Origin of the sequence: Vibrio agarivorans (assembly GCF_030409635.1) — a bacterium.
Taxonomy (GTDB): domain Bacteria; phylum Pseudomonadota; class Gammaproteobacteria; order Enterobacterales; family Vibrionaceae; genus Vibrio; species Vibrio agarivorans.
In genome coordinates this window covers 2,863,031-2,883,901 of record NZ_JAUFQF010000004.1, presented here as the reverse complement: position 1 = coordinate 2,883,901, position 20,871 = coordinate 2,863,031, and the positions used below count along the sequence as shown (strand labels likewise).

Here is a 20,871-nt window from a genome sequence, read left to right as displayed (position 1 = left end):
GTCTTGGGGAACTCTCCTGCACATATCATTCATTTTTGCCAATGGTTTGCATTGTCCAGAGCAGCACCACTGGTCGAAAAACATAACGAATACTAATAAGAGATATAAAGGCGTGAAGATAAAAAAACAAGGGTAGCTATCAAAGATGACTACCCTTTTACGTTGTTTGCACAAAATAAACACTTGTTACGTGTTATTTGCTCATGTTGCTTAGAGTTTGAAGCGGTGTACGAGTTCGCTTTGTGTCTCTGCAAGGCGTGTTAGATTGACACTGGTTTGTGCAATCTGCGACATCGCTTGGAAGCTTTCATCGGCAATCGCGTTGATCTCTTCGATGTTTTGAGCAATACCCGCAGTCGTCTGACTCTGCTCTCCGGCTGCTTGTGAGATGTAAGAGCTCATTTGACTGATTTCTAAGATCAGCGCCTGAATCTCTTCCATCGCACTGTTTGCACTTGAAGCTTGTTGTACTGAGCGCTCCATATCGCTCATACAGCTTTCAATCACAGAGCTAGCTGACGATGAACTGCTCTGTAGGTTGCTGATCATATTCTCGATCTCTGTGGTTGATTCCGTTGTACGTTGCGCAAGTACTCTGACTTCATCAGCAACAACGGCAAAGCCACGGCCTTGTTCGCCTGCGCGCGCTGCCTCAATCGCCGCGTTCAGCGCAAGGAGGTTAGTTTGCTCGGCAATATTACGAATGACATCAAGGATAGACCCGATTTGGCTACTCATCTTTTGCAATTCGCCTACCGCATCAACAGAGTCGTTCAAACGCGTCTCAAGTTGATTAATCGTGCTGATGTTTTCACTCATGATCTTGCGGCCAGAGTCAGAAGCGGTTTCGACTTCTTTTACCATGGTCAGAGAGTTTTGCGCACTATTCGCGACTTCTTGCACCGAATGTGACATCTCCGTCATTGCGGTCGCCACACTGGATGTTTGCTCACGTTGAGTGTTAAGGCTTGTTTTCGCACTGTTTGATGTATTTTCGTTACTTGAAGCCGTTTGTGTCAGTTCATCGGATGCACTGTTTAGACGTTGAAGAATGTCGTGCAAGTTGTCGGCTAATGAGTTGATGTGTCCGCTGACACGGCTAAACTCATTATTATAACGAATCTCAATGCGATTGGTTAGGTCGCCTTTAGTTAGGCTCTCAAGAGATTTCAGGATACGTGTCAGTGGCTCGCGCACGCTGTTTGCAATGTGGTAACCAATCGCCGTTGCCATCAATACGACCAGAACGAGTGAACCAATACTGCGAATGACACCCTGGTCGTAAACGTTACCTGCTTCAACAAGAGATGCATCAAGGCCCGAAGATGCCTCGGCACTGAATGACTCTAGTACAGCCATTGCAGAGTCAATATCGGCCGCCAAATTGGCGATGTTTTCATACAGTGCAAAGCGTGATTGTAGATACTGGTTATGTTGATCAAGCACGCCGCCTTTTTGGCCGATATCGCGTGTAAATGTATCAACCGAACTACCGAAATTGTTCTTCAGACGAGGCATCTGACTCGCAAGGCCATTAAAAGAGTCGTTAAGATGCGTCACTGCTTTTTTATTTGCTTTGACCGCCTCAAGTACGAAGTTGATATCGTTGCTTGCTAATGCATCAGAAGTGATCACTTCTGCGTCACGTAATCTCAAGAAGTAACTTTTTGCGAGAAACTTTACAGAAGCACTTTCCGCATCATCGACATACTCTTTCATACCTACGCCTAGTTCTGTATGCAGGCGCTGGAATCTGCGTGTAGATTCTTGAACTGTTTCTTGAGCAGCAAACATGGCAACGTAATTGTCCATGGCCGAATTCGCTTCAGTGAAGTAACGCGCTTCTATCTCTTGTAGCTGTTTGATTTGCTGAGACAGCTGAGCGTTGTTGCCACTGATTGCGGATAAATCTTGGAATGACTGATTAAACTCTTCACGCGCTTGGTTAAATTGCTCACGCGCTTCTGCCATGCGGTCTGGATTTTCGGTTGTGAGATAGTCCTTAAATGATTTATCTGCAGATAGTAGACGAACCGATGTTTCATTGGATTGGGATACCAATGGTAGGGCAACATCAGAAACAGACTTGAAGTTGGTATGGATTTGGTTCATGCCACTGATCATCATGTAAGTCGAAATAACAAACAAAACGATAATGACAGTAAAACCGGCATACATACGGCGTATAACCGAACCTTTCATTTTTCTCTCCATGTATAACAACGTATATCAACCAAAACGGCTGAAAAATAGAAATCTTGAATAGTTTTTTGGTATATCAAAATTTGCCTTAGTTTAAACCGGAGAGGGCGCACAGTTTTTGACGAGCTATACAAATATTTCATCCATTTTCATATCAATGTTGATAAATGAGTCATTGAGCGGGTTCATATTGTGCTTTCAAGGGAGATAGCGCATACTCAACGGCGATTAAATCTATCAATTTCAAGGAGCTCCCATGGCTGAAGAAACCATTTTTAGTAAGATCATTCGTAAAGAGATTCCATCGGACATCGTTTACCAAGATGATTTGGTTACAGCTTTTAGAGATATCACCCCTCGTGCTCCTGTTCACGTTTTGATCATCCCTAATAAATTGATTCCGACGGTTAACGATATCCAAGCTGACGATGAGTTAGTGATGGGACGCTTGTTTACCGTGGCTAAGAAAATCGCCAAAGAGGAAGGGATTGCAGAAGACGGTTTCCGTTTGATAATGAACTGCAATTCTCATGGTGGCCAAGAGGTATATCATATTCATATGCACCTTGTTGGTGGTCGTCCACTAGGACCGCTATTAATGAGCTAAAATAGCGATTGATGAGCTAAGATAAAAGTTAAGCGCTGCATGCAGCGCTTATGTGTTTTCTATTCATGAGGCTTTCATTGAAATCATACTCTCGCAAAGCGGTATTGCTGTTAGCAACGGTCGGTTTGGTTGCTTGTAGTAACTTGTCAGTGAGTAATCTATTCAGTCACTATTCCGTGGCCAATCAGCCTGCACGAAATGCACTGGTCAAGGGCGACTACAGTGCCGCACAAAAATCGATAGAAAGTCGTGCCGATCAAACGATGCTGGGTGGATTTGAACTGGGTCGCGTCTCATTTCTTAATCAACAGCCTGACCTTGCCTTTACATCGCTGCAACGTTCGGACACACAAGTTCGTCAGTGGCAAGATAAACCAGTTATTTCTGTCTCAGATAGCTTATCTAGTGCCGGTGCGCTTGCCGTTAATGACAATCTTACCGATTACCATCCTCGCGATTACGAACTCGGGTTTCTTCATCTTTATCTGGGTCTCAACTATATTTATAGCAATGACTTAGAGGGCGCATTAGTTGAAGTCCGTCGTGCTAATCAAGTTCAAGAAGCGGCGAAACAGAAGCGTGAAAAAAGCTTAAAGTCAGCGGAAAGTGAGCTTAAATCGCAGGGGATTCAACCTAATTTAGGCAGCGTATTGTCACGTTACCCAAATGCGGGAAAGAAACTGCAAGCGGTACAAAACGGCTATCTCTTTTATCTGTCTGCGCTTTTGTACGAAGCAGAAAGAGATCTTAACAGTGCTTATGTCGATTATCGACGCGCGTTGGCAGTAATGCCTAACAACCAAGCGATTATTGACGGTGCAAGGCGTGTGGCGCAGCGTTTAGGCATGCGCCAAGATCTTGAGCTATTAGAGCAGAAATACGGACAAACACCAACGTTGGCAAAAGGCCAAGCTCGAGTCATTGTGCTAGAAGAACGCGGTGTCGTCGAAGCAATGAAGGGATGGCGACTAGATTTACCCATCTATGACAGTCGAGATAACTTAGCGATCTATTCTATCGCACTCCCATACTATACTGGGCAAACTCAACAGTCATGGCCGCCACTGATGGTCAACGGATTTTCAAGTTCTAATGATTTGTTGGTGGATGTAGACGCGATGGCGCAGCAAGCGCTGTCTGAAGAGATTCTTGGCGTTGTAACTCGCCAAGCGATACGCGTTTGGCTAAAAGACCGTATCCGCAAAAGAACCGCGGGTGACGATGATGTTGGCAACGCTCTGTTCAGTGTGTGGAATGCAGTGACAGAACAGCCTGATACACGTTCATGGCAGTCTTTACCACAATATGTGGTGGGGAGTGAATTACGCGTTCCGGCGGGTAAACAAACAGTACGAGTGGATGGCGTCGAGTATCCATTTACAGTAGAGGCAGGAAGAACAGTCCTAGTATGGGCTTCTCGTCATGGAAATCAGCCAGTCGTCTGGCATAAGCAGTTAGGTAATTTGTGATGAAAAAAGTATGGGTCGCATTGATGTTGGTTATTCTGGCAGGGTGTACAACCCCCACCGCTGGTTTGAGAATCGACAGCAAACAACAGAATGTCATTTTTGGTGACAATGTTTTAGGTCAACGATTACAAGTGAATGATATCATCACCACAGAAGTTGATGGGCGCACACGTGGTGTGGTGACGTTGGAAAGCTTTTATAAAGGCGATCAAAATATTCAATACCGCTTCTACTGGTATGACGATCAAGGTTTAGAGGTCAACACCAAGTTGGCTCCGTGGAAGCAGATTGTGGTGCGTGGTGAAGAGATCGTAACGATTTCCGAAGTGACAGTGAATCCAAACGGTCGTCAGTTCCGTGTTCAAATTAGACAAGCAGACTAAGCATCGTGACAGCGACGCTCAATTTTATAAGTAGGAAAGTAAGATGAAAAAAAGTGTAATTGCTATGCTCGGCCTAGCCGTTATTCTCGGTGGCTGTTCAAATAAAGTCAGCTATGGCGATGCTCAAGCAGTTGAAACAACGACCATTGATTTTGGTTCAACGGATCTTCAAACCATCGTGGGTGAGATGGTGGATAGCATGCTCATGTCAGGTTCTGTAGCGGCAATTACGCGTGAAGAACGCCCGATTGTATTCGTTGAGCGCATCAAGAATAAAACGCCAGAACACATCGATACCGAATCTATCACTGATAGTATCGCGACGAAAATGCTGAATTCTGGTAAGTTCCGCTTTGTTGATATGGACCGTGTTGAATCTGTTCGTGAACAGCTAAACTTCCAAAACAATGATGAGCTTGTCAATCAAAGTACAGCGATTCAATTTGGTAAAATGGTCGGCGCGCAATACATGTTGTATGGCAATTTATCGAGCATCAATAAGCAAGCGGGCAATGATAAAGACGTTTACTACAAAATGACGATGCGTTTAATGGATTTAGAAACGGGTCTCATCGAGTGGGCCGATGAAACAGAGATTCGTAAGCAAGAATCAAAAAGTTTCTTAGGGCTATAATCGCTGAAAGTGACAAGAAGCTGCACAGAATGTGCAGCTTTTTTTTGCTGTCAATCTAGCAATCACCCGTCATCAAGTGATGAGAATGAATCGAAATCAAAACCCCGCCGTTGATGTGAACCTCAAGGCATTAGCTTCAAGATTGGAAACCACCTTTGTTGAAGCATCTCCGTTAAGTGGTGGTTTAACCAATCGATGTTGGAAGTTAAAGGACTCAAGTGATAATCAGTATGTTTGGCGTCCGAACTCACTAATTCTAGATGTGTTTGGTTTAACCAGGAAACAAGAATTTCAAGTACTGAAACTTCTCGATGAGGTTAGTTGGGCTCCTAAAGCAATCGACTGTACGTCACGGGGTTTATTAGTGTCCTGGTTAGAAGGGGAAGTCACAGACAGCAATAGCACAGTCAGAGTGAATCAGTTGGTCGACTTATTGTCGACCATTCATAAAACAAAGTTACCGCAAGGGCATAAGTTAGCCTCGTTTGATTACGAGCAACGTATCGAACACTATTGGCAGCAGCTAGACCCGAAGTATCATTCACAGGCTTTGCGAGAGCTGAACCTAAAGTATCAACATCAACCCGTTCTGCCTGTTGTCGAGCCGGCACTGTGCCACCTTGATTTCGGTGTTCACAACATCGTGCAAGCGCAAGAGGGGCTCAAAGTCATCGATTGGGAATATGCGGCTATTGCCGATCCGCGTTTAGATCTTGCAATGGCGCTGGATATGGTAGGTGAAGTTTCCTACTCTGTGGTTGAACGCTACTTAAGCAACCGCGGGTTAACTCGAAGCGAAATGCAGAGTTATCACTGTGGCGTGCAAGCATGGCTTAATCACTCGAGGTACATGGCTATACTCTGGTATCTGCTTGCTCATCAACACTATCAGCAACCCTTGTATAGGGATTCCGCGTTGGCGTTGATTGCTCAATTAACTGCGTAAGTTTAAATGGTTATTTTTGAGTCACCCTCTATCATTTGTGATAAAGAGATCACTTTTTGATAATCAAGTAGCACAATTTCATTCACAATTCATTTTAAACCCTAGTAATCATGGTAGATTGAGGGAAATGAAATGCTGAAATACCGTTTTAAGAGTCACGCTTTCAAGTAGGCTCAATGAGCAAGAACAAGGGAATGCCTTATGATTATTTATTTGCATGGTTTTGATTCAACAAGCCCTGGTAACCATGAAAAAGTACTTCAGCTGCAGTTTATCGATGAAGATGTTCGCTTCATCAACTACAGCACACTTCATCCTAAACATGATATGCAACACCTTCTCAAAGAAGTCTCTAAAGTAATCGAGCAATCTGGGGACAAGAACGCGCTGATTTGTGGTGTTGGCTTGGGGGCATACTGGTCTGAACGTATCGGATTCTTGTGTGGAATCAAACAGGTGATGTTTAATCCGAATCTACATCCTGAGAAAACCATGCAAGGGCGTATTGACCGCCCTGAAGAGTATGAAGATATTGCCACCAAATGCGTAGAGAAATTCCGTGAAAAGAACAAATTGCGCTGCATGGTAGTCTTATCAAAAGAAGATGAGATTCACGATAACTCAAAGAGTGCTGCTGAATTAGAGCCATACTATCAAGTGACTTGGGATGATACCCAGACTCATAAATTCAAAAAGATCTCTCAGCACTTGCAAGCTATGAAGGCCTTTAAACAAGCCTAGCTTATGTCATGTGGAATCATTTAGAAAAGCGATGCTCTTGTAGCATCGCTTTTTTTGTTAGCATTACGAGTAATAAATTTACAAAACCGTAAAAATAATAATGAAATTCTTCCGCGTTTCCCTTGCGCGTTGGGCCAAGCCCTATATAATGACCGAAACTAAAAAAAATTGATAAATATCAATAAAAGTTGAATAAGGCATACAATAATGCCATTAAGACTGTCTCAGGAAACGGCAGCGTAAAGTCAGAACTTAGATGAGCACCGCTTAACATGCTCACAGCTTTAGGCTAAGGGAATAACCAGTTTCGAGTCGATAGAGCCTGTCTGTCGATGAAAATTTTGAAGTAAAAAAATTAAGAGGAAGTGTATTGTGACTAGTATTGTAGTTGTCGGTGGCGGCGCAGGGGGACTGGAGCTCGCTACCAAATTAGGTCGTACACTAGGTCGTAAAGACAAAGCGAAAGTAACACTGGTTGATAGAAAAGCCAGTCATCTATGGAAGCCTTTGTTACACGAGGTAGCCACTGGGTCTCTGGATGAGGGTGTTGATGCTCTAAGCTATCGCGCTCACGCTAAAAACCACGGTTTTGATTTCCAAATGGGTAGCCTTGAAAACATCGATCGCGAGCAGAAGTTTATTACTCTAAGCGAGCTTAAAGATGAGCAGGGTGAGTTGTTAATGCCAAGCCGTACTATCGCCTATGACGTGTTAGTGCTTGCGATTGGCTCGACGTCGAATGACTTTAACACTCCCGGTGTTCGTGACAACTGTATCTTCCTAGATAGCCCAGAGCAGGCGCATCGCTTCCGTACTGAGATGAACAATGAGTTCTTGAAGCTACACGCGAACAATGGTCAAGGCACTGTTGATATCGCTATTGTCGGTGCGGGTGCAACGGGTGTGGAATTATCTGCTGAGTTACATAATGCTGTAAAAGAATTACGTACATACGGATTTGGCGACCTAGACTCAAGCAAACTGAATGTAAACCTCGTTGAAGCGGGTGAGCGTATTCTACCTGCACTGCCACCACGCATTTCATCAGCAGCCCACAGTGAGCTGACGAAACTCGGTGTCAATGTTCGCACAGCGACAATGGTGACACAGGCTGACAAAGATGGCTTGACCACCAAAGACGGTGAGAAAATTCCAGCTCAAATCATGGTTTGGGCTGCAGGTATCAAAGCGCCAGATTTCATGAAAGAGATTGCTGGCCTAGAAACCAACCGTATTAATCAGCTTGTGGTGAAAGACACGCTTCAAACCACACGAGACGACAGTATTTTTGTGATCGGTGATCTTGCGCAGTGCACTCAAGCAGACGGTTCATTTGTACCACCTCGCGCACAAGCGGCTCATCAAATGGCTTCACAAGCGTATAAAAACATCGTTGCGCAAATGAATGGTCGCGAGCTTAAAGCGTATGAGTATCAAGACCACGGCTCTTTAGTTTCTCTGAGTCGTTTTTCTACCGTAGGTAGCTTGATGGGTAACTTAACCAAAGGCTCAATGATGGTTGAAGGGCGCATCGCTCGCGTTGTCTATATTTCACTCTACCGCATGCACCAAATGGCGCTGCATGGCGTGATGAAAACAGGCCTTATGATGCTGGTGGGGCGTATCAACCGAGTATTGCGTCCAAATCTTAAGTTGCACTAATACTAAGTCATATACTGAACAGACAAAGCCGCTTTTTCGAGCGGTTTTGTTATTTATGGTGTTTACGCCAGCATCAAGATAAGCCCACCAATCGTTGCCGCTGCGGAAATATATTGCCCGGCAGTATAAGAAGGGTCGTTCTGCTCTTTGACCACATCTGGGTGATCCATACCGAGAGCGCCGTAAGCAAATGCCTCTACGCTGCCGCCTTTTTCTTCCTTCATTTCGGCGTCTTTTGGTGCTTGTTGTGACAGTTGTACCGACTCATTGGACAGCGTCACTTTGTCTTGCTGCCCATGAGTTGAGCTTTGTGTCGCCTGCTCTTGCTTAGTAGCAGAAGAATCTGACTTTGGCGCTGCCGCGTTCTGTTGAGCCAGATAAGCGTTGGTAGAATTAGATTGAACAGGATTCACGACTCCCTCCTAAATAGCGACCACGCGGTTAAAGCCTAAACATTCGGCTATGGTCTCGCTAACTATTATATCGACCTGTATGTGAAAAACTTGTGGCAAAAATTACATGCAGTAACATTTGGCAAAGATAAGCTAGCAAGTTAAGTGCCTAACTTTTGCACTGCAAAGTAATCTTCTAGTTTTTCACTGGCAATCTGGAGCCTTAAAGGTGTGCCCCATAGAATGATAGGCTTCCATCTGATGCTTCTCTTGCACATAGCGTTTAGGAGGGGAAAGGACAAGTAAAGTGTAATCGCTACCGGATTCTATTTCTGCTGATGGACTGATCGTAACCACCTTTAAATCAGGGTTTAAGCGTTGGATTACTCGGCCAATGCCTAAGCCTTTGTTGATGTGGAAGTCGCCAGCGATATGCATGACTTGTGTTTTAGGTGAGACGCGTAAAGCGTTGACTATGCTCTCTGCCATCGTTTCGTCCCAAGTTGCTTGCGCCGCATACTGTCGCTCATTCATCGCTGGGTCACCATGGTGCATTGACGACAGAAATTTTGACTTGTATGGGTTATCACTCAAATCAATATCTTGAGCTACCCATTGGCGCTGGCTCTCGGGCAAGTTGTCTAGATGTTTGGCACCATGATAACCAACGCACTTTACGATGTCTCTCGGGGCATTGGCAGCAATGACCTTTTGCTGGTGGCTCTTTGCAAGCTCGACCAAGCTTCTATAGTCGCTTTCATAATTTGGCCACGCATTCGCCTTACGCTTGAGAAACTGCTCTCCAATGGTGCCTTTGAGATAGGCGTCCATAAGTGATTGCTTATCTCGACTGAACTGTTCCATTGATAATGTAACATTGTGGTTTTGTTTCAGCAGTTGGTAGTACAAATCGGTCTGAAATCGATGTACTGCTGAATGGGTGTGCCATTCACCCACCAAAATGACATCTGCTTCAAGAACATCAGTTGGCAGCGTATTGAGTGTGACAGGGGCTTGTTGACGTAAAAGTTGGTAGTCGTAGTAATGGGCAACACTAGGCGGTTGCGCTGGAGCATGGTTCGATTGTGTGCAACCACCAAGAAACAGAGAGAAGGTGAGTATTAGCGTTGTTTTTGAGTGCACTGTTGCCATGGTGTTTTCCTTTCACATCGAACCTCTCTTTTCTGTTCAGTCTAAGAGAGGCGCAACATATTGGCAAACAGAGCAGCGAGCTTTTGCTTAATTCGCACCGAATTGGTGTTCAAGCTACTTAGTTTGTTTTTCGATAAACTCTGACTGAAAAATCCGTTTCGCAGATGAAGGTCTCACTTGCTTTGAGGTTATTGACGACTTCGGGCGTGGCTTTCCACGCAAATGGTGTCATCTGCAATAGGTCATACGCATCTGATCCCGAAAGGTGCATTGGGTAGCTCAATTTTTCGTCCGATTCTAACTCAAAACCTTCGATGACTTCCGGTTGCTCATCATGTAGGCGAACATCACTGTAAATCAGTTCACGCAGTTGATAGAGGTGTCTTGCCGCTGGTGTTACGGTGATAATGATCCCTTGATCTTTCAGCGTGCGATAGAGTTCATCGTGCTGACAAGGGGCATAGATACGCACAATGGTACTCAATGTGTTGTCAGCAAAAGGTAGCCGCTGACTAGAGGCGACAGTAAAATCAACCTCGCGGTAGCGTTTTGCGGCATGCTTAACCATCGCTTTTGAGATATCAAGTCCATAAACCTGCGCTTGGGTTTTCTCGGCGATGTAAGCTGTGTAGTAGCCTTCACCACAGCCAATATCGAGAATCGTAGGCTGATCAGATTGGTTATTTTCTAAACACAGTTTTGCAACGCTATCACGCAACGGTGCGTAGTAGTCGTGCTCAAGAAAGCGACGTCTTGCCTGCATCATCTCTTTGTTATCACCCGGATCTTTAGAGCGTTTGTGCTGCACAGGCATAAGGTTGACATAACCTTCTTTGGCTAAGTCGAAGCTGTGATTATTGGCGCAACGATAGGTGCGTTCGGTGAGACTGAGGGACAGATGACAAAGGGGGCATTGGTAAGACATAGCATACAATCGTTAGAAAAAGTGCGCTAAGTCTAACAGGAATTGAAAAGGGGCTAAAGCATCAGCATAGCCCCAATGCGAGGGTTTATGCCGAGATAATCGTTGCTAAAACATGCGACTCGCCTGGCTGCAAAGTCATCCCTTGTTCAAGGCTATTCGCGTGTACAGTCGATTCAACACACAGCATAGTCTGATAACCATCATCGTTCATGTCGCCCATCCCTTTTGCGCCTTCCGCCCATGGGTTCCATAGTACGGCGGAGTTATGACCTTGGTTTTCGACACTAATGTTACGCTCAAGGGCTGGATCTTCAACCACAATTTGCGCCTCTGGTTGGGTGTAGACGCGATCAATCGTATCGCTGAGGATCAGTGTATCTTCACCTTGGCACACTTTACCGTTTTGCAAGCTATCTATGTACTCAAGCCCCATGCCGCGCGTTTGAGTGTTAAGAATATCGCCAACATTAAGGTAAGTGTGTAGAGCGCCAGAGAAAGTCCAGGCTTGGTCGTCAATGTTGGTCACATGCAGTGACACCTTCAACACATCAGAGACCTCGACAATCAATCGTGCGTCAAACATATGTGGCCAAATGTCATGAGTCTCTTCAGAAGGGTAAAGAGCAAGCTCAACAATCACACCATTGTCGTTTTCACGATGCTCTACTAGCTCCCATTGTGTAGTGCGGGCAAAGCCGTGCGCAGGCGTGGCAATGCGACCAAACCAAGGCCAGCAAACAGGGATACCGCCACGAAGGGCAGCTTTGCCATCGAATTTCGCTTCTTTGCTCATCCAAATTAAATCTGGCTTGCCTGTTGGGATAAATGACATCACATGACCGCCGTGAAGAGATATCGCCGCAGAGGCTTTTTCATGTTGAACGCGAACGATTTTAATGTCTTCAAGCTGTGCGATGGTCACGCAATCAGATAGGGCACTAACGGTTGGGAGAGTTGAGTAGTCCATTGTTTTCACTCCAAAGGGCAAGGTAATAACGATAATAATCTAAAGAGCAATGGGTGAAGATGTGTCCCATTGCTATTGAGACTAAACGCAAATTACAGGCACTAAAAAGGCGACCCTAAAGTCGCCTTTCTTCAACATAATTCTATGCTAAACGCTTAATCTAAGTAATTACTTAGAAACGTGAGCGATTAGGTCTAGAACTTTGTTTGAGTAACCGATTTCGTTGTCGTACCAAGATACAACTTTAACGAACTTGTCGTTAAGTGCGATACCAGCTTTAGCATCGAATACTGAAGTGCAAACTTCACCGATGAAGTCTTGAGAAACAACTTGGTCTTCAGTGTAACCAAGAACGCCAGCCATTTCGCCTTCAGAAGCTTCTTTCATAGCTGCACAGATAGCTTCGTAAGAAGCACCGTTCTTAAGGTTAACTGTTAGGTCAACTACAGATACGTTAGCAGTTGGTACGCGGAAAGCCATACCAGTTAGTTTGCCGTTTACTTCTGGAAGTACAACGCCTACAGCTTTAGCAGCACCAGTTGAAGATGGGATGATGTTCTGAGAAGCACCACGGCCACCGCGCCAGTCTTTAGCAGAAGGGCCATCTACAGTTTTTTGAGTTGCTGTAGTAGCGTGAACTGTAGTCATAAGACCAGACTCGATACCGAACTTGTCGTTAAGAACTTTAGCGATAGGCGCTAGACAGTTAGTAGTACAAGAAGCGTTAGAAACGATGTCTTGACCAGCGTAAGTGTCGAAGTTTACGCCGCTAACGAACATTGGAGTAGCGTCTTTTGAAGGACCAGTTAGAACAACTTTCTTCGCGCCAGCAGTGATGTGCTTACGTGCAGTCTCGTCAGTTAGGAAAAGACCTGTTGCTTCAGCAACAACGTCAACACCGATTTCGTCCCATTTTAGGTCTTCTGGGTTACGCTCAGCTGTAACACGTACAGTTTTACCGTTAACGATTAGGTTACCGCCTTCAACTTCAACAGTACCGTTGAAACGGCCGTGAGTTGAGTCATACTTAAGCATGTAAGCCATGTAATCTACGTCGATTAGGTCGTTGATACCTACTACTTCGATGTCAGCGCGCTCTTGTGCTGCACGGAAAACGAAACGACCGATACGGCCAAAACCATTAATACCTACTTTGATAGTCATTATAGTTGCTCCACAACTTTATATTTCTTGATGAAAGATAACTGGTAGTAAAATTACAAAACCGGTTGAAAATCTGCAACAGATAATCCGACTTAAGTTGTTTCATGTCAAAAAAAACATTCGATTTTTTTCACAATTTGTCTTAAGTGCTCGTTTTTTATGCGTGTTACAGGTTTCTTTCGTCAAGCGTTCACTTAAAATACCAAGCCAACAGAGAGTTTTCAGGGTTTAGTATTACCTTGTTACGGTGAGAAAGTATGTGCTACAACCATGCTATTTCGCAAGTCCTAATTTTGAAAAAATAAGTCGGTAATCTAGAGACAAATACTCTCGTACAATAAATAACAAAAGAAAGCGGAAATTGAGAATGGAAAAGATAGAGAAGCCTGATGCCGTATGGCGTCAGGAACTGAGTGAGGAAGAATTTCGAGTTTGCCGAGAGCAGGGCACGGAGCCACCATTCTCGGGAACGTTACTGCATAACCGTGATACTGGTGTCTATAACTGCACCTGTTGTGAGGCCCCGCTATTTGAGTCTGACAACAAGTTTGATTCAGGCTGTGGCTGGCCGAGTTTCGATGCCCCGATAAATAGCGAGGCAATTCGTTACTTGAGTGATACCAGTCACGGAATGGTGCGTACAGAGATCCGCTGTGCTCGCTGCGATAGCCATCTAGGCCATGTTTTTCCTGATGGCCCTCCGACAACCGGCGAGCGTTTTTGCGTCAATTCAGTTTCGTTAATTTTTGACAAAACTGAAAGCTGATTGTCATTAGGTTGCCACAATCTAGAGTTGCCTAAAGTGGCGACTCTTTTGAACCTATAACTTAATACTGCGGCTTTGGTAGGACCCGAGTTCAACTTCTTGCAAAATTACGTCAACTTGCTTGTTGAGTTCGGTTTTCTGAGCTGAATCTAGGTCACGATATAAGTAAGACAACTCTTCATCTGATGCAATTGGAACGCCATGTGCTTTCGCGATCATTGACCATAAGTAGGCTTGCTCCGCTTTTTTGTTTCGGTAATACAAGCTACTAAGGGTTTTGAAAATCTCAACATTAGGCGCAGTGGCTCCTGTTAGCTCTAGTGATCGGTGCAGGAGTTGTTCTGTTTTTTGTTCGTTTCTTGAACTGTAAAATGTGGCGAGAGCGTATTGCATTGACGCGGTGTCTAGCTCTGGATGTCCTTCACGTTGCAGAAATTGTCGGCGAGCGCTTTCATCTCCTGTTTTCGACCAAAGGAAATACAGCACTTCTGCAGAATTGCGTGATTTTAGGTTTTCTGTGAGGCGAGCTTGCTCCTCCCCCATGTAGATCATGGTTTCTACACGGTGGGTTTTTCTATCGCGGCCATCAATTGGCTCGATTTGAGCTGATAGTTCTAAGCAACCACGATATGCTGAAACAAGTTCGATCTCTTTAATTTTGTTAACATCAGTCGGGTGTTTTTGTACCTCATATTTGTGCCACACCAGATCGGTTCGTGGGATGCGGCATTGTCCATCATCCATATTGAGATATTCACACTGCAAAGCAGGGTTGTCTTGACACAACCTATCTGTATCGGTTGTGTTATCAAAGCACCCATTGAGGAGGGTAAGAGAGGCGATCATCGCGCCTATTTTTGCCAACTGATTCATCATATGCGTGATCAATTCCGCTTATTAATTGTCTGACGGTTGACTGGTTTTACCAGCGAGTTATTGTTTTTGTAACAAAAGATTTCAGATGTGCATTAAAGGTATCCAATTGAACTGTAGAGGTTGAATATACGTTTAATAAAGATACCGTGATAACAAGGATTCTTATTATGGATGTAAACCAACTTCTTGAAGCAATCACTCCAGAGGTCTATCAGCGATTAAGCTATGCTGTAGAGACTGGTCGTTGGCCAGAAGGCCAAACATTAACGCAAGCTCAGCGCGACTCTTGTATGCAAGCCGTGATGCTATATCAATCCAAACACAACACCGAAGCACAGCACATGACAGTCGCAGCCGGTGGTGATATTGCGTTTAAATCTAAGAGTGAGTTGAAGCGCCAGTTTCAAGCACAGCAGGAAGACATTGCTCGCTTTAAGGTTTCTGAAAGCGAGGCTTGAGCCGTTTCTCTTTTGTTGTGACGTGATGATAAAAAAAAGGTAGCCACAATGGCTACCTTTTTTAGCAAATTGGTCATAAAAAAGCACATAAAGTGTCTTTTCTATCTTATTTGTGTGAGAAATTAACTAAAAGGGTTACAGACTCATCTCGCCACGCAAGACTTGCTGCATCTGTTGTTTGATCTCTTCATAACCCAAATTTTGGCTGAGTAAGTAATGCAACTTAGCCAGAGCTGCTTCGGGTGTCATGTCAAAGCCACTGATCACGCCGGCATCTGCAAGAGCACAACCGGTCGCGTAACCACCCATGTTGACTTTACCTGCCAAACACTGAGTCAAGTTGACGACAATAACACCTCGCTCCGAGGCTTCTTTTAGGTGAGCAAGAAGTTCGGGATTTTGCGGTGCGTTGCCGACACCAAAGGTCAATAGGATCATCGCATTGACGGGTTGGCGAAGGGTATTGCGAATGACTTCGTGAGAGATACCAGGATACATGGTAATCACGCCAATCGGTTGTGGTGTGATGTTATGCACGGTGAACTCACCTTCAGGCCTTTCATTGACTTCAACACCATTACTGACTTTTATGCTGATCCCAGCTTCTAAAAGTGCGGGCAAGTTCGGTGAGGTGAAAGCACTAAAACCATCAGCGTGAGATTTTGTACTGCGGTTGCCACGCATCAATTGATTGTTGAAAAACAGGGTCACTTCATTGATTGGGTAATTCGCAGCAATATGCAGGGCATTGAGTAGGTTTGCCTGGCCATCAGAACGAAGCTCTGCAAGCGGAATTTGTGAGCCAGTGACGATAACCGGTTTTGCGAGATTTTCTAGCATAAATGACAGTGCAGACGCGGTGTAAGCCATCGTATCTGTGCCGTGCAAAATCACAAAGCCATCATACTTGTCGTAGTTGTCGCGAATATCATCTGCAATCTGTTGCCAGTCCTTTGGCGTCATATCTGATGAGTCGATCAATGGCTCATACTCATGGATCGTATATTCTGGCATTTCTGGTCTATGGAACTCTGGCATGCTTGCCAGTTGTTTCTCCATAAAACCAGCAACAGGAATATAACCATGATCGGACTTTTGCATGCCGATGGTGCCGCCAGTGTATGCGATGTAGATATGCTTTCTAGTCATAGGGCTGCTTCAGAATAGGAAAAAGGACGCTAATTATATAACCAGCGTCCTTTTAGTCTAGAGCAAATCGCCAGCCTGACACGGCTTTTTAGTTGAACTGTCTAGAGCAGGTTACAGTTCAAGCACAAGGCATAATGACCTTTAGGGTCATTGAAACTATTTAGCAGGTTTGCATCCTGAGTCATTTGCTCGGTGATCGGCGTAATCGCTGATGGAAGCGAGACATTAAAATGCTCGAATGCAGCAATAGAAACTTGATTGAACATTTCATTGAGGAACTGTTGAACAGGAGAGAGAGGCTCTTGCACCCAATGCACATTGTAGTCGTCTAACTCGGCTAACTCAGCCGCTGCGGCTAGGGCATCATCGAAATCACCCATCTCATCAACCAGACCTAGGTTCATCGCATCTTGACCAGTCCAAACTCGGCCTTCTGCAATCTTTTGCATCTCGTTGATATCGATGTTACGACCTTCTGCAACCAGACCAGTAAAGCGACTATAGGCATGCTCTACGCCTAGCTGAATCGCCTGTGAAGCGCCATCAGACAGGCCGGTTGTCACGCCCACACCCGAAAACGGTGAGGTGCCGATGCCATCAGTATTCACGCCAATATTATCTAGGCCTTTCTCGAAGGTGGTAATCACACTAAAGACACCGATAGAGCCGGTGAGAGTGGTTGGTTGAGCGATTATCTTATCGGCGCTCATTGAAACCCAGTAACCACCGGATGCCGCCAAACTCGACATTGAGACGACAACAGGCTTACCGGCCTGACGCAAGGCGACCACTTCGTGACGAATCACTTCCGAAGCAAATGCGCTACCACCCGGGCTATCGACTCGCAATACCACAGCTTTGACGTCATCATCGTTGCGTGCTTGGCGAAGAAGCGCAGCTGTTGTATCACCACCCACAGTATTACGCTGTTGACGGCCATCCATAATCGCACCACTTACCACCACAACGGCGATGTCATCGCTGGCGCTTGAGTAATCGTTAAAGAAGGTGTTCTGGTATTCGTAGAAACCAATTGCGTTATAGCTGTCTTTGCCTTTTGCTCCAAAAACATCCGCCATTTGAGCGCGGATCTCTTGGCGCGTTGCCAGCTCATCAACTAAACCGATTTTCAGTGCAAGAGCAGCGACATCGCCATTGACTTCTTTCATCAACGCCAAGAACTCTTCCATAGAAGGGTTTAGAGCTTCCGGTTTGATGTCACGGTTGCTTGCCACATCATCAACATACGCTCCCCACATTTGGCTCAACCAACGTGAAGCTGCTTCTTTCGCCTCTGGTGACATGTCATCACGAGTAAAGGGCTCAATCGCAGATTTGTAAGTACCGACTCGGAATACATGAGTGTTAACATCGAGCTTCTCTAACAGCGCTTTGTAATACAGGTTGTAGGCGCTGTAGCCTTTTAGCATAACGCCGCCATCAGGAGAGAGAAAAATCTTATCGGCATAGCTTGCGAGGGAGTACTGGCTTTGGTTGTACATACCGCCAGCTGCATAGACAGGTTTACCCGAAGTGCGAAACTCTGTCAGCGCTTTAGCGATATAGCGAAGCTTTGTGAGGTTGGTTTCTGGCATTTCATTGAGCGCAAGCACAATGCCTGTGATTTGTGGATCATCCTGCGCATGGCGGATGGTGTCGACAATATCAAACAGCACGTTTTCGCGTGGCATTTCGCTGCCAAGAAGAGAGCCTGTAATCGAGTCCATCGGGTTAAGGTAAGAGCGCTCTTCTACGATTGGTCCTGAAATGTTAACAATAAGCGCTGACTCTTTTTTCACTTCTGGCAATGCTGTGACCTGCTCAGCTTGTTTAAAGGTAAAGAAAAGAACGGCAATAAATACCAAGAAAAGTAGGTTGGCAAGCGCCATTCGGATGAAGGTTATCGCTTTCCAAAAGCCTTTGAATATCATGCCGATAAACTTAAACAGAGTTTTCATTATATCTCCACAGTGAAGTCCGCATCCTGTCTGTACAGGGAGAGAGCCCCTAATCCTACGTGATGCCGAGCTATCTAACAACTTTAGGTGAAAAACTGACATTGATCGTTGTTGCAAAAATGTAAACGCATGTTTGATTTTTAGTTTTTGCCTGCCTATTCTGGTCAGACCATAACTATAAAAGCTGCTCAACACTTTAAATGTTGCTGAGCGTATAACGATCAATAACGAGAAAGCGAAGTTAGCCATGTACCCAAATCTATTGAAACCACTCGACCTCGGTTTTACTCAACTACGTAATAGAGTGCTGATGGGCTCAATGCACACAGGACTTGAGGAACACAAAGAGGGGCTAGATAAGTTAGCCGCCTTTTACGAAGAGCGCGCCAAGGGCGGTGTCGGGCTTATTGTCACAGGGGGATTTTCTCCTAACTTACGTGGTCGCTTACATCCACTCAGTGCGGAGTTCAGTAAGCCCAAGCATGCGCAAGCACATAAGGTTGTCACCGAGGCGGTACATCGTCACGGCGGCAAGATCGCGTTACAGATTTTGCATGCGGGTCGTTATGCGATGCATCCATTTGCTCAAAGTGCTTCTTCAATCAAAGCCCCAATCGCGCGCTTTGCCCCGAGCGAGATGAGCTCACGTCAAATTCGCAACACAATTGAGGCCTTTTCTAACAGCGCTTCACTAGCCCAATTAGCGGGTTATGATGGGGTTGAGATCATGGGCTCAGAAGGTTATCTCATTAACCAGTTTTTATGTAAACGAACCAACATGCGTTATGACGAATGGGGTGGCAGTTATAAAAAACGCATGCGTTTCCCCATCGAAATTGTTAAGTCGATGCGTAAGGCTGTTGGCAAAGAGTTCATTATTATATTCCGTCTGTCGATGTTGGACTTGGTAGAGCAGGGCAGTACATTTGAGGATGTTGTGGAGCTGGCTAAAGAGCTAGAGAGTGCAGGCGTCACCATCATCAACACTGGTATTGGCTGGCATGAAGCACGCGTTCCTACTATCGCGACTCAAGTTCCCCGTGGTGCATTTACTTGGGTGACTGAGAAGGTGAAGCCTTATGTTTCGATCCCGGTTGTCACCTGTAATCGAATTAATACCCCGGAAGAAGCAGAGAAAATATTGGCCTCGGGGCAGGCTGATATGGTGTCAATGGCGCGTCCATTTCTCGCAGACCCGTATTTTGTGCAGAAAGCCCAACAAGAGAAAAGCCAGCTAATCAATACCTGTATCGGCTGTAACCAAGCCTGTCTCGACAATGTGTTTAAAGGCAAAGCGGCGAGCTGTCTGGTGAACCCTCTCGCGTGTCGGGAGGCTGAACTTAAGGTTGAGCAAGCTGCGCAAAGTAAAACTATCGCAGTAGTGGGGGCGGGGCCTGCTGGTCTTGCCTGCGCAACAACCCTAGCGCAGCGCGGGCACAGAGTTGATCTAATTGAACGTAATGATCGCATTGGAGGTCAATTCCGCCTTGCAATGCAGATCCCGGGTAAAGAAGAATTTAGGGAGACGATTCGCTACTTTGCTAATCGCATCGATGAAACGGGCGTTAATCTTCTGCTGGACACGGAAGCAGATTTAGAGCAGCTGAAAGAGTACGATGAGGTCATACTTGCTACGGGTGTAGAGCCTCGCAAAGTCTCGATTGATGGCTTAGAAGGTTCGGATAAAGTCATCGACTATCAAACGTTAATCAGAGACAAAACGGATGTTGGAAATAAGATAGCGATCATTGGCGCTGGTGGCATTGGTGTTGATGTCGCAAGTATGCTGACTGAGCCTCAAGGACATAACCTAGACGACTGGCTGCATGATTGGGGCATTGATAAAGAGATGGAACAACCTGGTGGCCTTTATCCGTTCCCCGATTCAGTATCCGATAAAACCGTATGGTTATTACAACGCCGTAAAGGGCGCGTAGGTAAAGGACCGGGCAAAACAACCGGTTGGATTCATAAACGCACACTCGAAAAGCGCGGTGTGAATCTTGTAGGCGGCGTAAGCTACAACAAGGTTGATAGTGACGGTCTCCACATTACTCTAGGAGGCAATCAACAGTTGTTAGACGCCGATAAAATCATTGTTTGCGCTGGACAAGAGTCCGTCAGGCCATTTGAAAACCAATGGTCAGAGCTTGGAGAGAAACTCCATGTGATTGGCGGCGCTGATTACGCAGGTGAGCTTGATGCGGTGAGAGCGATTAAGCAAGGTGTTGAGTTGGCGTTAAAATTATAGATCAATTGATAACTAAAAAGGCGGGCAGTGTTGCCCGCCTTTTTTTTGAGAACAATAAATTTAAGTACTAAATCAAAATATTTTTTACCAAAAAAACAAATGCTTAGGAGTCACCTGGAGTTCGGGGTGTTTTATTTTGTTACAAATTGCTGTGATTGATCTGGTTGTT

At 45.3% G+C, this 20,871-nt stretch carries 18 protein-coding genes and 2 pseudogenes; 10 read left to right on the top strand and 10 right to left on the bottom strand.

From position 1 onward, the window contains the following. Positions 1-210: 210 nt before the first annotated feature. Together QWZ05_RS21740 and QWZ05_RS22410 are read right to left on the bottom strand one after the other, a co-directional pair. A pseudogene (locus QWZ05_RS21740) lies at positions 211-1,848 on the bottom strand (methyl-accepting chemotaxis protein); the annotation flags it as partial. 30 nt (positions 1,849-1,878) lie between these two features. Then, positions 1,879-2,202: pseudogene (locus QWZ05_RS22410) on the bottom strand (CHASE3 domain-containing protein); the annotation flags it as partial. Between the two features lie 256 nt (positions 2,203-2,458). Here QWZ05_RS22410 and hinT point away from each other — a divergent pair. The 7 genes from hinT to QWZ05_RS21705 all read left to right on the top strand — a co-directional run bounded on the left by hinT (position 2,459) and on the right by QWZ05_RS21705 (position 8,644). Next, the gene (gene hinT / locus QWZ05_RS21735; protein WP_264875230.1) at positions 2,459-2,809 is read left to right on the top strand and encodes a purine nucleoside phosphoramidase; all 351 of its coding nucleotides are present in this window, start codon (positions 2,459-2,461) and stop codon (positions 2,807-2,809) included. A 65-nt stretch (positions 2,810-2,874) separates the two neighbouring features. Beyond that, on the top strand, positions 2,875-4,278 hold the full coding sequence (locus QWZ05_RS21730) for a COG3014 family protein (protein WP_290300861.1): 1,404 nt from the start codon (positions 2,875-2,877) through the stop codon (positions 4,276-4,278). Continuing rightward, the gene (locus QWZ05_RS21725) at positions 4,278-4,661 is read left to right on the top strand and encodes a YcfL family putative periplasmic lipoprotein (protein ID WP_264875231.1); all 384 of its coding nucleotides are present in this window, start codon (positions 4,278-4,280) and stop codon (positions 4,659-4,661) included. The genes QWZ05_RS21730 and QWZ05_RS21725 overlap by 1 nt, the downstream gene beginning before the upstream one ends. 43 nt (positions 4,662-4,704) lie before the next feature. After that, positions 4,705-5,295 carry a penicillin-binding protein activator LpoB gene (gene lpoB, locus QWZ05_RS21720; protein WP_264875232.1) on the top strand — a complete coding sequence of 197 codons (591 nt, stop codon included), beginning with the start codon at positions 4,705-4,707 and terminating at the stop codon, positions 5,293-5,295. Positions 5,296-5,380: 85 nt separating this feature from the next. Then, complete coding sequence (locus QWZ05_RS21715) at positions 5,381-6,241, top strand: phosphotransferase (protein ID WP_290300664.1); 861 nt, start codon at positions 5,381-5,383, stop codon at positions 6,239-6,241. Between the two features lie 201 nt (positions 6,242-6,442). Next, positions 6,443-6,982, top strand: coding sequence for an alpha/beta hydrolase YcfP (ycfP, locus tag QWZ05_RS21710; RefSeq protein ID WP_264875234.1), 540 nt, complete (start codon positions 6,443-6,445; stop codon positions 6,980-6,982). A 372-nt stretch (positions 6,983-7,354) separates the two neighbouring features. Then, positions 7,355-8,644 carry an NAD(P)/FAD-dependent oxidoreductase gene (locus QWZ05_RS21705; RefSeq protein WP_264875235.1) on the top strand — a complete coding sequence of 430 codons (1,290 nt, stop codon included), beginning with the start codon at positions 7,355-7,357 and terminating at the stop codon, positions 8,642-8,644. Between the two features lie 62 nt (positions 8,645-8,706). Here the strand turns inward: QWZ05_RS21705 and QWZ05_RS21700 are convergent, their stop codons facing one another. The 5 genes from QWZ05_RS21700 to gap form a co-directional block, all read right to left on the bottom strand. Then, positions 8,707-9,057 (bottom strand): hypothetical protein, encoded by a 351-nt coding sequence (locus QWZ05_RS21700; RefSeq protein ID WP_290300661.1) that lies wholly within the window; start codon positions 9,055-9,057, stop codon positions 8,707-8,709. A 183-nt stretch (positions 9,058-9,240) separates the two neighbouring features. Continuing rightward, positions 9,241-10,188, bottom strand: a complete 948-nt coding sequence (locus tag QWZ05_RS21695; RefSeq protein ID WP_290300659.1) for a ChaN family lipoprotein — start codon at positions 10,186-10,188, stop codon at positions 9,241-9,243. 118 nt (positions 10,189-10,306) lie between these two features. After that, on the bottom strand, positions 10,307-11,113 hold the full coding sequence (gene rlmA, locus QWZ05_RS21690) for a 23S rRNA (guanine(745)-N(1))-methyltransferase (protein WP_290300657.1): 807 nt from the start codon (positions 11,111-11,113) through the stop codon (positions 10,307-10,309). An 85-nt stretch (positions 11,114-11,198) separates the two neighbouring features. After that, positions 11,199-12,080, bottom strand: a complete 882-nt coding sequence (locus QWZ05_RS21685; protein WP_264875239.1) for a D-hexose-6-phosphate mutarotase — start codon at positions 12,078-12,080, stop codon at positions 11,199-11,201. A gap of 168 nt (positions 12,081-12,248) precedes the next feature. Continuing rightward, positions 12,249-13,244 (bottom strand): type I glyceraldehyde-3-phosphate dehydrogenase, encoded by a 996-nt coding sequence (gene gap, locus QWZ05_RS21680; RefSeq protein WP_164647847.1) that lies wholly within the window; start codon positions 13,242-13,244, stop codon positions 12,249-12,251. A gap of 367 nt (positions 13,245-13,611) precedes the next feature. Here gap and msrB point away from each other — a divergent pair, with 367 nt between their 5' ends. Further along, positions 13,612-14,010, top strand: a complete 399-nt coding sequence (gene msrB / locus QWZ05_RS21675) for a peptide-methionine (R)-S-oxide reductase MsrB (protein ID WP_264875240.1) — start codon at positions 13,612-13,614, stop codon at positions 14,008-14,010. 54 nt (positions 14,011-14,064) lie between these two features. Here the strand turns inward: msrB and QWZ05_RS21670 are convergent, their stop codons facing one another. Further along, on the bottom strand, positions 14,065-14,886 hold the full coding sequence (locus QWZ05_RS21670; RefSeq protein WP_264875241.1) for a DUF2989 domain-containing protein: 822 nt from the start codon (positions 14,884-14,886) through the stop codon (positions 14,065-14,067). Positions 14,887-15,053: 167 nt separating this feature from the next. Here QWZ05_RS21670 and QWZ05_RS21665 point away from each other — a divergent pair, with 167 nt between their 5' ends. After that, on the top strand, positions 15,054-15,344 hold the full coding sequence (locus QWZ05_RS21665; protein ID WP_264875242.1) for a YeaC family protein: 291 nt from the start codon (positions 15,054-15,056) through the stop codon (positions 15,342-15,344). Positions 15,345-15,479: 135 nt separating this feature from the next. On the opposite strand, the gene ansA is transcribed toward QWZ05_RS21665, so the two are convergent. Together ansA and sppA are read right to left on the bottom strand one after the other, a co-directional pair. After that, a complete protein-coding gene (gene ansA / locus QWZ05_RS21660) occupies positions 15,480-16,493 on the bottom strand; it encodes an asparaginase (protein ID WP_290300653.1) in 1,014 nt (337 codons plus the stop codon). Positions 16,494-16,594: 101 nt separating this feature from the next. Continuing rightward, positions 16,595-18,451 carry a signal peptide peptidase SppA gene (gene sppA, locus QWZ05_RS21655; protein ID WP_290300651.1) on the bottom strand — a complete coding sequence of 619 codons (1,857 nt, stop codon included), beginning with the start codon at positions 18,449-18,451 and terminating at the stop codon, positions 16,595-16,597. Positions 18,452-18,698: 247 nt separating this feature from the next. Between sppA and QWZ05_RS21650 the strand changes: the two genes are divergently transcribed. Next, a complete protein-coding gene (locus QWZ05_RS21650) occupies positions 18,699-20,702 on the top strand; it encodes an NADPH-dependent 2,4-dienoyl-CoA reductase (protein ID WP_290300648.1) in 2,004 nt (667 codons plus the stop codon). Positions 20,703-20,871: the final 169 nt, after the last annotated feature.